Consider the following 14,379-nt stretch of genomic DNA (forward strand, 5'->3'; position numbering starts at 1 on the left):
CGCGGCATCGTCTGACGAGTAAGGGGGCTATATCGTCATGCTCATCACGCACTTGGTCAAGGTAGCGTAAGGCCCGCAGCGGCGCCGGGCTTGGGTTCGAGGATGCGGACACCCAGTACCTGCCGCAGCACTGCGGAATAGGCTTGGCCTTCGGCATCGCTCCAGGCGCGGGCGTATTGTTCGCGGTCTTCCTTGGCTGATGCCGAACGATCCGCAGGGACGATGCGTGCGACGCGAACGACTGCGTAGCCCGTCGTTCCCAGCGCAACGCCTTGCACCACGGGCAGCGACGCCGCTTCGGCCTGCATCGCCGCCTGCACGAGCTGCGAAGGCACGTCCCCGAAAGACTGGCGCGAGACGAGCTTTTCCGGCGGCAATGCTACGGCGGGGTCTTTGTTGCGCAGCTTCGCAGCCAGCGCATCCCCTTCCTGCTGCGCCAGCGCCATGGCCTTGTTGCGGGCCACACGCGCAAGCAACTGCTTGCGCACTTCATCGATAGTCTGCTTGCGTGCCGGGGCATGGGCCAGGACCCTCCCTGCCACAAGCTGTTGGGGCGATAGCTCAATGGCTGCGGTGTTGTGTTTTTTGGCAATGCTGTCCGGGGCAAAGATGGCATCAAGGAATTTCTGGTTCGCCAACACGCCCCCGGCAGGATGCGGACGGCGCGCCAAATGCTGCTCGGTGCGAACTGTCAGGTTCCACTTTTCTGCAGCGGGTTGCAGGGTATCCGGCTGCTCGTACACAAAGTTGGTGAAGGATTCGGCGGCCTCGGCAAAGCGCTGCTGCGCCTGCTGGGTACGCAGTTCCGTTTCGATCGTGGAACGCACCTCTTCCAAACCGCGTTGCACAGGCTGGCGCTCGTCAGTCAGCATGATGAGGTGGAAGCCAAAGTCTGATTCGACCACGTCGCTCAGCTCCCCCACCTTCAGCGCAAAAACGGCATCCTCAAAGGGTTTGACCATCATCCCGCGCCCAAAATGGCCAAGGTCGCCGCCCTTGGTAGCCGAACCCGGATCTTGCGAATGCTGTTTGGCCAGCTCTGCAAATCGTGTCGGCGCCTTGCGCAAGGTTTGCAGCAACTCCTCAGCGCGGGCACGGGCCTGCGCACGCTGCGCCGCATCTTTGTCTGCACGAATCAAGATATGGCTGGCGCGGCGCTCTTCCTTGCTGCGGTAGCGGTCGATGTGCTGGTCGTAGTAGGCGCGAACGTCAACCTCCGGCACGTCAATCGTTTTTTGAATGGCTTCGATGTCGAGGACGACATATTCGATGCTGACCGTCTCTTCAGTGAGGAATGCGCCAGGGGTGGCGTCGTACTCCTTCTGCAGTTCCGCATCCGTCGGCTGCACCTTGGGCAAGTAGGTAGCGATGGGGAAGTTCCATACCTGCACCGCACGCTGCTCGTGGTACGCCTGCGTAGCCAAGTCCGCCAGAGCCGGTACGGGAAAAGCCGAATCCCGCACGGTGGATTCGATCTGCCTGCGTGAAAGATCCTGGCGAACGCCGTGCTCGAATCCTTCGGGCGTCATGCCGTGCATCGCGGCCAACTGCCGGTAGCGATCCATGTCGATCTGCCCATCCGGCTTGCGCAGCGAGGCGATGGTAGGATCATCGTGCAAGGTTTTGGCAAGCCGGGCATCGCTAACCACCAAGCGGTATTTCTCGACAGCGGCGGACAAGACCTTGTCGCGCACCAGTTCTTCAAGGGTGGCGTAGCGCGCAAACGGAGAGTCCAGCAGCTTGGCGTCGAATTCCGGGTGCGCGGCACGCAGACGCTCGGCATTGGCCCGGTGCGCGGCCTCCCATTGCGCATGGCTGATGTCGGTACCGCCGACCTCCGCCACGACACGATCCTCGTTCTGCATCCGCTGGTATCCATCAATACCGAAGAGTACAAACGAAGGAATGATCAGCAGGAACACAAAGAACATCATGATCCTGGTGTGCTTGCGGAAAACGTCCAACATGCGCAAACCCTGCTTTCGTTAGCGGTGAAAAATAGGCGATAAAAAAGGCGAACAAAAAGCAAACACTTCGTTCGCCCTTCTTCGTTCGCCCTTTATTGTTCGCCACATACTGGCCACGCCCTGGATTTTCTGCCCCTGCGGCGCAACACCGGAACGATTATGGCATCCCCCCCCCACCGTCGCGCAGATGCGCCCCAGCCCAATTCCCCAGCGGATCGGGCCATGTCTGCCGACGAGATTGCCGGGTTCTTCGCTGCCCTGTCGCGCACGCAACCCGAACCTCGCACCGAATTGGCGTTTTCCAGCCCCTTCGAGCTACTCACCGCCGTGGTGCTGTCGGCGCAATCGACCGATGCGGGCGTCAACAAGGCCACCCAGCGGCTTTTTCCCCTGGCGCGTACCCCGCAAGCGATGCTGGAACTGGGGCTGGAACGGCTGGAGCACCTCATCCGCACGATCGGGCTGTACCGCACCAAGGCAAGGCACCTGATCGAACTCAGCGCCATCTTGGTTCAACACCACGGCGGCGCAGTGCCCCGCACCCGAACGGAGTTGGAAGCCCTGCCCGGCGTGGGCCGCAAAACCGCCAACGTCGTGCTACACGTGGCCTTTGGGGAATCCACCGTCGCCGTCGATACCCATGTGTTCCGCGTGGCGAACCGCACCGGGCTTGCGCCGGGGAAAACCCCTCTGGCCGTCGAACACGCCCTGCTGGCGCGCATTCCCCCAGCCTTTTTGCACCATGCCCACCACTGGCTGGTGCTGCACGGTAGATACGTCTGCCTGGCCCGCAAGCCACGCTGCATCGAATGCCCGGTGCAGTCCTATTGCCGTTTCGTGGGAAAACCCTGCCCCACCACGCCTACGGGACCTACGGGATATTGACCCAAAACCCCACACCATGGCCCAGGGTCTTGCTGGCCGCAGTGAAATCCAGGTATCGCGCCTTGTCGATGTGCTGCTGCAAGGCATCGCCACCTTCTGCGTCGAGCGAGGGTGCATAGAAGTACCAGCGGTTCGAGGGGTGATCCCAAGCCCACAACGTCAGCAAATTGTTGGGCACGACACCGGGATCCATCGGCAGCGTGTTGAGCGCATGGTTGAACATGCGCGGCGTCATAGGCTGCCCTACCGCCGCCAGAGTAAAGCCCTTACGCAAAGCCAGAGTCTGCCCCGGCTGAAAGTCCTGCCCTACAACGGACGTCCCACTGGGTAGATTCAGAACGAACGATTTCGTCGTATTGACCCAAAACCCCTGCCCGGCATCGATCTGCGTGAGTACGTCATAGCCTTTGGACGCTGCATGACTGCGCAACGCCGCTGCATCCATCAAGGGCGTGTAAAACCGCCAACGCAATCCTGCTGCGTTCCATGCCCACACCGTGCTCACCGCAGTGTTCTGACCAAACAGGGTGTCGATGGCCAAGGGTTGGCGCGAGCCGTTGCCCAGCAGATTCCACCCGGCACACACGGGAAAAGCCTGCGTCGTCGTATCCGCTGCATGGAACCGCGCCGTGACTGTTTTCGATGCATCCAAGGTCACGGTACAGGTCGTAGCCGTTCCCGAACATGCGCCGCCCCATTCGGCCCAACGCCACGCTGGCTCGGCAGTCAAGGTGATGCGGGTGCCGGAGCTGTATTCCCCCGCGCACGTTTCGCCGCAATCCACCCCCCCCAGCGCCGAGCTGCGCACCGTGCCATCCCCTGTTTTCAGCACGGTCAGGGACACGATAGAAGCCTGTTTGCCGCCACGAACCATGCGCACCGCAGCAGACAGGCCTTGCGGATTGCCGTGGCTAGTGCCGTCGAATGCATCAACCACCCACGCGCTGTCGGCGAACCCTGTGACGGGTGTCGAAGAAAAAAACAGCGCACCTTGTGCGGTCGGCGCGTTCGGGAACATCCGGGGATGGAGCGCAGGCCCCAAACGTTCGTAATCGACCAAAGTCAGGAGTTCTGCGACCGTCGGGATACGCCAATCGGTATTCCCGCCCAAGCTACTGGTGAGTCCGCGTGCATCCTTCCACGCATATTGCGTCGGCGTCCCGCTGCAAGACCCCGCAGCCCACGACTGCCCCACAGCGCACCGCTGCCAGACCAGGCCCGTCGCAATGTCCGTGACGGTACCGTCGCCGTTCTCGGTGTATGCCGTATCGGACTTGGTCAAGGGCAATGCGGTTCCACGAACCAGGCGCGTGGCATGGACACTCGTTCCCGCACTCACAGCCACGCTGACACCGTAGCCAAAATTCACTCGCCAGAAAGGGTTGGCTTCCCACCCTTGCGGATGCCCGATGACGATCGGCGTGCTCGTCCAGAACCCGAGCGCAGGGGCTGCGGGGAAAGCCTTCGTGTCGATGGCCGGTGATGCCATGGTTCGATCGACGAGGGAAAGCAGATCCCGAATATTGGGCAAGCGCCAATCGCTATGCCCAGCAAAGGTCGTCGTCGTCACCGCCGTGGTCGCCGCTGTTCCCGTACAAGTGTCGTTTTGCCAGGTTTGCCCCATCGCGCAGCGCATCCACATCAACCCTGTGGTCGGGTCGGTGACGGTACCGTCGCCATGATCCGTGTACGTTTTGACCACCGCAGCAGCACTGACCCCCACGGTGAAACAGAGAAGACAACCCACGCTCCAGCGCAGGAAGCTCGACGCAGAAAGCTTGCTCATGTGTCCTCCTAGCTTGCAGAAAACCAAAGCAGAAAAGGCCTCCCAACCCCCTTGGGCATTCTGCCTCAACGGCTGCCCACGCCGGGAGGAGGCTCAAATTCCATAGCAGGAGTGGAAGTATTCCCCATGGATCCAGCGGGTGAGCCGGGTACAGGGGGCGCATTCGGCGCCGTCGACGCAGGCAGGGCGCCAGCGCCAGGGGCCATGCCACCGACTGCAGGAGGGAACCGGGGAGCGACCGGCATCGGCGCAACATACGGCACAGGCGCCATGCCCCCGGAAGACACCGCCGTCTCAGGCCCCGCGTTGAATTCGAGTAGATCGGCTGTAGGCCGGTGCAGATTGCGCAGGATACGCGGGGTGATCGACAACAGGATTTCCTTACGCCCCCCCTTGATCGCACGGCTTCGGAACAGATTGCCAAGCACGGGGATATCCCCCAGCCCGGGAAGATGGTGTCTGGTGTCCGTTTCATCCGCGCTGTACAGCCCAGCAAGCACCTGGGTCTCCCCATCCCGCAGGGTCAGCGTCGTTGCAGCGTTGCGGGTACCGACCTGGTACGCAGTCGTTCCCGTGTTGACGACGGTGTTCGTGATGGCACTCACTTCCAACGACGTCTTGATGACGACATCGTCGTCCAGGCCGATCCATGGCTCGAATTCGAGTTTGATCCCAACATCAAGGTAGCTCACCGACGAGGTAGTCGCCCCCGTGGTCGAACCTGGATAGGTCGTCGAGGTAATGACCGGAACCTTGTCGCCGATATGGAACTTGGCTTTTTCCCGGTTGCGTACACGGATGCGGGGATTGGCCAGGGTGTGGATGTCTCCAAGCTGGCGCTTGAGGTTCAACACCACGGCGGTGTCCAGCCCGCTGACGGAAACGGCCGCGTCATTGACCGCGCGCAAGGCTTGGAGCGTGATCGGACTGGCAACGCCAAACGTCACCTGATCGGGGAAGCGCACGCCAATCTGGTTGTCGGTCGTGTGGTTGAACTCGAGGATTTCGACTTCGAGCATGACTTCCGGCTCGGGCTGGTCGTGCGCGGCGACCATTTTTTCTGCGAGCGCGACCTGCTCCGGGGTATCGCGAATCACGATCAGGTTGCGCTTGTCGTCGGTATGGATGTCCTTGATCTTGAGCACGTTTTTGAGCAGAGCCGAAAGCTGCTTGACGTCCGCGTTGGCGACGAAAAAGTTGCGCACCATCAAATCCTGGTACTCCTTGATCTTGTCCGCACGCGCCGGATAGATCAAGATGGTGTTGGCATTGACCACGCGCTGGGCGAGGCCGTTGGAGCGGGTGACCTGCGCGAGCGCTTCGTCAAAAGCGACTTCGCGCAGAAAAACGCTGACCCGCGTATCGGGCCGCACGTCTCGGTCGAGAACGAAGTTGACCCCGGCATTGTTCGAGAGCGCGTCAAAAACCATCTTGAGCGTGGCATCGCGAAACACCATCGACACCGGCTTGCGCAACCCTGCTTCCAGCACCGGAAGCTGACCGGTATAGCCCATCTTCTCATCAAGCGCCCGCAGGGCTTGCCGGGCCGCCGCATGACCGGGGCGCTCCCCCAACAGTTTCTGGAACTTGGCGCGTGCTTCGCGATCCCTCCCCGCATCCGCCGCACGCTGCGCTTCATCGAACCAGTGCTGGTGGCGCTGCGCGGTCTCCACGCCCTGCAAGCCCTGTTGCGCACGGTCGTTGGCAGGGTCGAGCAGCAACACGCGGCGGTATGCCTGGGCCGCTTTGTCCCATTGCTGCTGGGCGACCGCCGAGGCTGCATCGCCCAAGACGGCTGCAACGGCGCGCTCCCTGCTCGACGTAACGGCAGCGCGTATTTCTACGTTGTCCGGGTCCAGCTCCCGCGCTTCCAGAAAGCTGGCCAAGGCTGGCTCCCAGCGCTGGGCAGCCAGGTGCTCCCGCCCACGGACAAACGCCTGCTGCGCTGCACAACCGGCAAGCCACACAACGAGGACACAGTAGCAAAAAATGCGGGTCATGGGGCGTTTTCCAAAGAAACGGTATGGAGGAATCCGGTACTGCGGTGCCGGAATTGCAAGAGATGGTCTTCGACCACGCTGAGTTCCCAGTCCCCGTCTACGACGTTGCCGACGGACTCCACGGTCGTGACCTGTTCCAGGGCATCCACCAGAAAGAACCGCCGCTGAACCCCATCGTGGTATTCGCCGACGTAGCGCAGCCGAAATTCCGGGGGTGGCGGGGGGGGCACAGGCTGCGGGGACAACGGCTCGACCCTAGCAGGAGCAGGCAGCGCAAAAAGGTCGTCCACCGGCACATCCTCTTGCGCGGAGGACGAAGCGCGCACCGGCCAAGACACGACGGGCACTTCCATCGGGGTTTTTGCAGTTTTTGCAGATTTGGCGGCTGTTGCAGCTTTCTCCGCCCTCGCGGCAATACGTTGCGCAGGCTGTGCGGCAACAGGGGCCACAGGCTCTTCCTGCCCCACCCACCACGTAGCCCACAAGGTCAGCACAGCAGCCACCCACAGCAGCACGCGACGTATCCGATCGGTCTTCTGCGTCATTGGCAATAGAACACGAATTGGGCCACGGCACACACCGTCGTGGCACAGCGATGCATGGCCAGCGATTCCAACGCTGCGGCTTCGTCCTGGCGCAACACATCTTGCAGAAATTGCCGAATCGCCGGGTATTCCCCCGCCAGATCGGCGCGCACTTCGCACTTCCCTACCGGCCCAACGGCCTCGGGCGAGCGGTATTCGGCCTTGCGGATCAACACGGCATTGCGCTGCGCGGCAAGATGCCATTGCGCAATGCGATTACGCCAACCGGGCTGTGCGCGCAAATGCGCGGCAATCGCGTCGAGCCGTTCCTGCGACGTGGAAGCCGCAGCACGGGGCGGGGCGGCACGAGCGCTTTCCAGAGCGACCTGCGCCTGGGCTATCGAACGCTCCATGGGCTGCGCGACGAAATGCTCGAAAGCCCACTGGCCCCCGACCATCGCACACAGCACCAACCCCACCGCCACCGAGGGGCGAACGCCCCCCTTCATTGCAATACCAATCCCGGCAACCCCGGCTGCGATGCCAACCCCGGTACACACATGGCATCCACGACGGCATCGATACGTCCCTGCTCGCGCAGCGACTCCGACACCAGAGATACCCGGCGCAACACAGGTTGCCCTTCAAGACGATGCAACCATTCGAGCACGGAACCGATATCGGGAGCGTGTACGCGAAGAATCACCCGGTGCCCTATTTCCTGCGCACGTTGATCCTGCGCATGGGAATTTTGCGTACGTTGCGGAGCACGCTGCTCCATGGCATCGACGACGACATCGGGTACCCGTGCCTTCTCCATCGCGGCCAGCACGGCGTCCCAGGGGAAAGCCAGACTGTCGATCATCTCGCGCACCTGCGTGACGACTTCAGCGGAGGCAGCGGACGTAGAGGTCGCCCCCTGCACTGGTTGCCGGAGCGCGTGCATCGCATCTTCGTGTTCCTGCAAGCTGGTCACCGCAGCCTGGTACCGCCAGGCACACACCCCCACCTGCACCCCCAACACCAGCCCCAGGCTGGCTACGGCAAGCTGCACGCGCCGCGCACGCTGTGCGCGATTCAGAGCAAAGTCGAGTTCCAGTTTCATCGAGCCAGTTCCCCCAGTCCGATGTCCTCGGAACCGGGGTATGTTTGCTAGCAATCAACAGCCCCATCCACCATCCCAAGCACAGCCCACTCTGGGTTCTCGATTCCGAGCCTCATGCCGGCCACGAGGACAAGGCCACCTGCCGCAACCTCCAGGCCAGGCTGCCACGAATCTCCCGCTGAGCGCAGTGATGCACCGACCATCCAGCATGGCGCATCCCCTCCCAGATCCGCGACGATTCGCCACCGCCGACTGTCTCGAAATCGACGAGGACGATATCGCGGCAGGTATCCCCACGGCGCGCGGCTTCTTGCTCCAACCGCAGGCACAGGGCTTCGACTCGCCCGCCTTCTGCCGGGTCGGGCAGTACGAACCAGTCGAGCAACACCCCAGAGCTCCACCGCATGACAGACAAGGTTGCCGCAGCAATGACGAGCCACATCTCGTCTTTGATGACGATCAATCCGCCAGCCAAGTCGGCGCCCATCGGCTTGGCGCTGGACAGCGTGCAACCCCGCTGCGCCATGCCTCGCGCCAAGGCCAACCATCCCGCATGAGGCCAAGACACGGCGACGAGGGAATCGGCCTGCGGACCCCAGCACCAGTGCCATTCCTGATCCTGATCGCCATAGGTGCGCCGTGCATATTCCCGCAGCGCAGTCTCCACTTCTTCCTCGGACAACGAACCCGCCGCCAGCGGAAGGACGACGGGGCGCGCCCAATCCTCCCCAACGACGAGCTTCCAAGAACGGCACCGGGCCTTGCTGCCGTCGATCGCACGAAACAACTCGGCCACCCCGGCTTCGAATTGCTCGTGCGGCCCAGCTCCCTGCACATTCAGACAACGCAAAAGCGTACTTTTGCGCCAGCCGAATTCCAAGACGAGGAAGCGGGATGTCAGCAGCGCGCACCCACCGGCTTCCAACCCGGGCATGTAACGCGCCCGAGGGGGGGCGATTGGAGGGCTACGCACCTCCCTTATTTGTTGATCCAGAATCCCTCCCCACGCCGCAGAAATAGGTGTTCTTCGAGGTCAAAGGGCAGATAACCCATCTTGCTGGCATAGTCAGCCAATTCGGTACCTCCCTGCGCAGCCTTACTGGGCGCAAAAAAGCGCCATTTCCCTTCTTGCCCTTCGTCCTGCACCCACGCCCACAGGGTGCGGAAGCCAAACGACGCCAACGTGGTGTCGGGCGTGGTCACATGCCAGCATTCCTCACTGGAATAGCACAGCGAGTGTCCTCCCACCGCGCCCGTAACCAAGGCTTCCTGGAACGCCGCCGGACTCATGGCCTCGCTGACGCCGAGCAAATTCCAGCCTCGCACCAGGGTCGTCGGAATGACCGAGGCAGGCACGCCGGTACGAACGGGTAAGTCCAGACTCGCTGTCGACTTGACCCAGAACCCTTCGCCCCCGCCAATGCGGTCGAGAACGATGTACCCCCTTGGTGCAGCAAACGCCGCCAGTTCTGCATCGGTCTTCGACGGGGTATAGAACGCCCATTTACTTTGGGACGCGACCCACTTCCAGACCGAAATCACCCGGTCGCTGACCCCAGCAATCGGCGCTTGCGGGGTGCCGAAACGCTCCCGCACCGCAAAGGATTCGAGCATGGTGTTGCCGACGAGGTTCCAGTCCTTTTGTAGGGAGATCGTTTCGGGCACGGGAACCACAAAATCGATGACAGCCTGCACGGTTTGTCCATCGCTGTCCTCGAACGTCACCGTGACTTCCGCTGCGGAAGCAACACGCACCTCGAAGACACCCGCAGAAACCATGGTCACAGAAGGAGCAGGCTCCGTGCCTTGGGCTGCACTCCAGCCCATGCGGGCATAGCGCACATCCCCATTGCCCCCAGTGACCTGAACACGAACCACGTCACTGGTGGCCACGCGCCGATACGGCATATCGACCACCATGCTGGAGTACGGCGCAGTCGTGAACGTCCAATCTTTGGTGAACTCTTCTCCATCGACTGCGCCCTGGAAATGCACTTGGTAGCTCGTTCCGTACTCAAGAACGTCTAGGGGAACGATGGCGGCTGCATTGCCAGGAACATGTGCATCCGTCGCCGCATCCAGCAATGTCGTAGCCAGCTCACTGCCCCCGACTGGGCGTACCGTGAAGGCATCGACCGTCAAGACAACACCAACCGGAACATGGATGCTGATGGGGTAGCCTACGCGATCCTTATTAGCCACGGGGTCCGGCACCTCCGTGTCAGAAGAAAAATCCCGCGTCACATCGCTTTGCCCATCGATCGGGTAGGTACCCACCCACCCAGCGGGCATCGTGACGATGTTGTCTTGCGTTGCCGCCAGATTGATGACGACGTTGGCATAAGCACCCACATCCCCGGCGACGCCCACACCGACTTCCGCGACTTGGGGGTTGAGCACGCCGAAGCGGTGGTAAATCGCCTGCACCAGCCCCAGGACGGCTTTTCGCCCCGTATCGATCCCGGAATCGGTGCCGCCATGAATCACTTCGGCGACAGTCTGCCAGGTGTACCCAGCCGCCCTCGTGCGATCTGCCACCCATTCGCCCGTAAACCCAGGCTTGCCAGGCGTCTCTTCATGCGCAATCGCATCAGTGAGATTGGTTTGCAGATAGGTCGAATGCGCCTGCGCCGCGACGTCAAGGATGCCACTGCGCGCTACAACCGGAAGCCCAACCAGCGCACGGATGCGATTGGTTTCCGCCACGACCTCTTCGGGTTCCGCAGCGGCATGCGCTACCGAAGCCGCCAGACACATCCATACGCCACACGCCACAAGCGCGGCCCCGACGATGCTGCCCCGGTACGTACCCATATAACCTCCGTTGGTAGGTGTTGCGCAAAACTGACAATTGCCTTGTCTGCGTCGGGCTATGTTACCCCTCAGAGCCGGGCAAAAAATCGACTCCCATGCAAGGCCATCACAGCTCGCATCGAACTGCCCCGTGTTCTGTCCAAAGACCATCGCGACTTCCGTCGCACCCATACCCACACCACGCTGGTCTACCCCAACGAGGGGTCGGTACAATCCAAAATCCGGTTTGCTCCGGAATCATCCGCTGTACCACTGGACATGCTGCAAGGCTCTGGATGCAGTGGTTACAGCCGGTCTGCATGCAGGGTATTTGCCATTCGTTCCCCTCGCGACACCTCGCGGTAGTGTCTCGGCCCTGCGCCCTGTATCTCTGGGTGCCGTGCCTCTCCCGTCTGCGATGGAAAAGCCCTGGCTTCCTCTCTTGCTCAGGATGCTTGGGATGCCCATCCTCGCTGATGCATCCAACCATCAACCCGCCAATCCGGCAACCTGGTTTTTCCGCTCCAAGCCTTTCCCATGTGCGCACGCAAAACCCAAAAATCCGACACCACCCCCAAGCCGGAAGCATCGTTGCAGCCAGCCCCTTTGCCTTCAGTCGAGCCATCAATCCAGCTTGAAGAAACCACCCCACCCGTCGCGGCTTCGGAGACACCCCGTGCTCCCAAGCCGTCTGCCCGCAAAACCGCAGCGAGCAACACCGTAGCGAGCAAAAGCGCCGGTGCATCCGCAGGCAAAGCGACAAAGACCGCCCCTGCTGCATCTGCTATCACTCCGAAGACTACTCCGCAGACCCCTTCGAAGATTCCTTCGAAGACTGCTGCGAAGACTACTCCGAAGACTATTCCCAAGATTGCGCCCAAGACTGCCCCAAAGACTGCTCTCGATGGGCCTGCCCCTACCGCCCCTGTCCACAACCCTGACACCCCTACTGCCGATGTAGTCGCCGACGCGCCCAGCACCCCCTCCCCTACTACAGCCACTGGCGACACCGCTGCGCCGCGTAGCCGCAAAAAAACCCCGGCACCGGCCAAGGCTGCCGCTCCCGTATCTCCGCCTACGGAGGCCCCCGCCCCTGCTGCACCTGTGGCTGCAGCCCCGGCCGCTCTTGTGGGAAAAAGCAAGATGCCGCCGCCCACACCGGCGGCTCCCCCTCCCGGCAACGCTGCGGGCATTCCCCACGCCGCCAGTGCTATCGATGACAAGAGCAAGCCACTGCGCGTCAAGATCAGCAAAGCCAAGGAACGTGCGCTGATGAAGGAATTCGGGCTGGACGAAACCGTTCTGTCCGAAGAAGACTTGGCCAAGCGCAGGCAACGGCTGAAGCTGCTGATCAAGCTTGGAAAAACCCGTGGCTACCTGACCCACGGGGAAATTTCCGACCATCTCCCTGACAAGCTCATCGACGCCGAAACCCTCGAAGTCGTCATTTCGATGCTGAACGACATGGGCGTGGCGGTCTACGAACACACCCCGGATACCGAAACGCTGCTGCTCACCCAAAACGGGCCGACTGCATCGACCGAAGAAGAAGCCGAAGAAGAAGCCGAAGCCGCGCTGAGCACCGTCGATAGCGAATTCGGCCGCACTACCGACCCCGTGCGCATGTACATGCGCGAAATGGGTTCGGTCGAGCTGCTGACGCGAGAAGGGGAAATCGAAATCGCCAAACGCATCGAAGGTGGCCTCATGGCCATGATGGCGGCCATTTCCGATTCCCCGGCCAGCATCGCCGAAATTTTGCAGCTCGGCGAGGACATTCGCGCCAACAAGGTTGTCATCACGTCGATCATCGATGGGTTCACCAACCCCAACGAAGCCGACGACTACGTTGCCGAGGAAGACTACGACGAATTCGACTTGGAGGAGGACGACGACGGAGGCACCAAAGCGCTGACCAAAAAGCTCGAAGAACTCCGTGCCGAAGCGCTCGTCCGCTTCGACCGCCTGCGGGCGCAACACGAACAGTTGGGTGCCATCCATGCGGAGCAAGGGTATGGAACCCCCGACTATGTTCGCGTCCAGAAGACCCTGTCCGAAGAGCTGATGTCGGTGCGCTTCACGGCCCGGTGCATCGAGAAATTGTGCGACATGGTGCGCGCCCAGGTCGAAAAGATTCGGCAGAAAGAACGCGAGCTGCGCAAAATCATCGTCGACCGCTGCGGGTACCCGCATACCGCGTTCATCGCCGAATTCAGCGGGCGCGACCGGCACCACCACCGCGTACCGAGCCACCTGCTCGACAAGCAGTGGATCGAACGCCAAGCCGCTGCGGGCAAGCCTTGGAGCGCGTCGCTCGCTCGACACATTCCCCCCGTGCAGGAGTTGCAGCAGGCGCTCATCGACCTGCAATCGCAGGTGGTCATCCCCCTTGATCAGCTCAAGGACATCAACCGCCGAATGATTGAGGGCGAGTCTTCCTCCCGCGCAGCCAAGAAGGAAATGATCGAAGCCAACCTGCGCCTGGTCATTTCAATTGCCAAGAAATACACCAACCGGGGTTTGCAATTCCTTGATCTGATCCAGGAAGGGAACATCGGCCTGATGAAAGCTGTCGACAAGTTCGAGTACCGGCGCGGCTACAAGTTCTCCACCTACGCGACGTGGTGGATTCGCCAGGCCATCACCCGCTCGATTGCAGACCAGGCACGGACGATCCGCATTCCCGTACACATGATCGAGACGATCAACAAGATGAACCGCTTCAGTCGGCAGCATCTGCAAGAGCACGGCCACGAACCCGATGCTTCCCAACTCGCGGAGCGCATGGACATTCCCGAGGACAAGATCCGCAAGATCATGAAAATCGCCAAGGAACCCGTGTCGATGGAATCTCCCATCGGCGACGACGAGGACAGCCACCTCGGCGATTTCATCGAGGACAGCGCCAACACCACCCCCGTCGATGCCGCATTTCAGGCCGGGTTGCGGGATGTGATGAAGGACGTGCTCGACACCCTGGCCCCCCGCGAAGCCAAGGTACTTCGGATGCGCTACGGCATCGAGATGACGAACGACCACACCCTGGAAGAAGTGGGCAAACAGTTCGACGTCACCCGCGAACGCATCCGCCAAATCGAAGCCAAGGCAGTGCGCAAGCTCAAGCACCCCAGCCGGTCGGACAAGCTACGCAGCTTTACCGACAACCTATAGCCCCCCATCTCCACCACCCCGCATCCATTCTTTGCAGGAGCAACGGGAGTCGCGATAGCGGGGGGGGCATTAAGAACCTATTTCAGTAGGCAGGCGAGCCGAAGCAGTGTGCGTGGCGCCGGAGCGCAGGAACCGGAATGTACTTACG

Annotated in this window: 10 protein-coding genes; 2 read left to right on the plus strand and 8 right to left on the minus strand. The window is 61.6% G+C overall.

The annotated features are described in order from the left end of the window. Positions 1-56 precede the first annotated feature (56 nt). Positions 57-1,967 (minus strand): SurA N-terminal domain-containing protein, encoded by a 1,911-nt coding sequence (locus tag CENROD_RS04965; RefSeq protein ID WP_022772017.1) that lies wholly within the window; start codon positions 1,965-1,967, stop codon positions 57-59. A gap of 222 nt (positions 1,968-2,189) precedes the next feature. On the opposite strand from CENROD_RS04965, the gene nth reads away from it, so the two are divergent. Continuing rightward, positions 2,190-2,852, plus strand: a complete 663-nt coding sequence (nth, locus tag CENROD_RS04970; protein WP_022772018.1) for an endonuclease III — start codon at positions 2,190-2,192, stop codon at positions 2,850-2,852. Here the strand turns inward: nth and CENROD_RS04975 are convergent. From CENROD_RS04975 to CENROD_RS12420, 7 genes are all read right to left on the minus strand, one after another. Next, positions 2,839-4,638: an Lcl domain-containing protein gene (locus CENROD_RS04975; RefSeq protein ID WP_022772019.1), complete on the minus strand. Its 1,800-nt coding sequence runs from the start codon at positions 4,636-4,638 to the stop codon at positions 2,839-2,841. The genes nth and CENROD_RS04975 overlap by 14 nt on opposite strands. Positions 4,639-4,703: 65 nt before the next feature. Then, the gene (locus CENROD_RS04980) at positions 4,704-6,638 is read right to left on the minus strand and encodes a secretin N-terminal domain-containing protein (RefSeq protein WP_022772020.1); all 1,935 of its coding nucleotides are present in this window, start codon (positions 6,636-6,638) and stop codon (positions 4,704-4,706) included. After that, a complete protein-coding gene (locus CENROD_RS04985) occupies positions 6,635-7,183 on the minus strand; it encodes a hypothetical protein (protein WP_022772021.1) in 549 nt (182 codons plus the stop codon). The genes CENROD_RS04980 and CENROD_RS04985 overlap by 4 nt, the downstream gene beginning before the upstream one ends. After that, a complete protein-coding gene (locus tag CENROD_RS04990; RefSeq protein WP_022772022.1) occupies positions 7,180-7,671 on the minus strand; it encodes a hypothetical protein in 492 nt (163 codons plus the stop codon). The genes CENROD_RS04985 and CENROD_RS04990 overlap by 4 nt, the downstream gene beginning before the upstream one ends. Next, positions 7,668-8,267: a hypothetical protein gene (locus tag CENROD_RS04995; protein ID WP_022772023.1), complete on the minus strand. Its 600-nt coding sequence runs from the start codon at positions 8,265-8,267 to the stop codon at positions 7,668-7,670. The genes CENROD_RS04990 and CENROD_RS04995 overlap by 4 nt, the downstream gene beginning before the upstream one ends. Before the next feature lie 112 nt (positions 8,268-8,379). After that, entirely contained in the window at positions 8,380-9,201 is an 822-nt protein-coding gene (locus CENROD_RS05000; RefSeq protein WP_022772025.1) for a hypothetical protein, read from the minus strand. Between the two features lie 44 nt (positions 9,202-9,245). Then, on the minus strand, positions 9,246-11,081 hold the full coding sequence (locus tag CENROD_RS12420; RefSeq protein WP_051360305.1) for a CAP domain-containing protein: 1,836 nt from the start codon (positions 11,079-11,081) through the stop codon (positions 9,246-9,248). 516 nt (positions 11,082-11,597) lie between these two features. On the opposite strand from CENROD_RS12420, the gene rpoD reads away from it, so the two are divergent. Further along, complete coding sequence (gene rpoD / locus CENROD_RS05010) at positions 11,598-14,231, plus strand: RNA polymerase sigma factor RpoD (protein ID WP_022772028.1); 2,634 nt, start codon at positions 11,598-11,600, stop codon at positions 14,229-14,231. Positions 14,232-14,379 lie beyond the last annotated feature (148 nt).

Source organism: Candidatus Symbiobacter mobilis CR (assembly GCF_000477435.1).
GTDB classification, from domain to species: Bacteria; Pseudomonadota; Gammaproteobacteria; order Burkholderiales; family Burkholderiaceae_C; genus Rhodoferax; species Rhodoferax mobilis.

Coding starts and splice junctions, on each gene's coding strand:
- rpoD (WP_022772028.1), top strand. CDS start 11,598: ATGTGCGCACGCAAAACCCAAAAATCCGACACCACCCCCAAGCCGGAA.
- CENROD_RS04995 (WP_022772023.1), bottom strand. CDS start 8,267: ATGAAACTGGAACTCGACTTTGCTCTGAATCGCGCACAGCGTGCGCGG.
- nth (WP_022772018.1), top strand. CDS start 2,190: ATGTCTGCCGACGAGATTGCCGGGTTCTTCGCTGCCCTGTCGCGCACG.
- CENROD_RS04990 (WP_022772022.1), bottom strand. CDS start 7,671: ATGAAGGGGGGCGTTCGCCCCTCGGTGGCGGTGGGGTTGGTGCTGTGT.
- CENROD_RS04965 (WP_022772017.1), bottom strand. CDS start 1,967: ATGTTGGACGTTTTCCGCAAGCACACCAGGATCATGATGTTCTTTGTG.
- CENROD_RS12420 (WP_051360305.1), bottom strand. CDS start 11,081: ATGGGTACGTACCGGGGCAGCATCGTCGGGGCCGCGCTTGTGGCGTGT.
- CENROD_RS04980 (WP_022772020.1), bottom strand. CDS start 6,638: ATGACCCGCATTTTTTGCTACTGTGTCCTCGTTGTGTGGCTTGCCGGT.
- CENROD_RS04985 (WP_022772021.1), bottom strand. CDS start 7,183: ATGACGCAGAAGACCGATCGGATACGTCGCGTGCTGCTGTGGGTGGCT.
- CENROD_RS04975 (WP_022772019.1), bottom strand. CDS start 4,638: ATGAGCAAGCTTTCTGCGTCGAGCTTCCTGCGCTGGAGCGTGGGTTGT.
- CENROD_RS05000 (WP_022772025.1), bottom strand. CDS start 9,201: ATGCCCGGGTTGGAAGCCGGTGGGTGCGCGCTGCTGACATCCCGCTTC.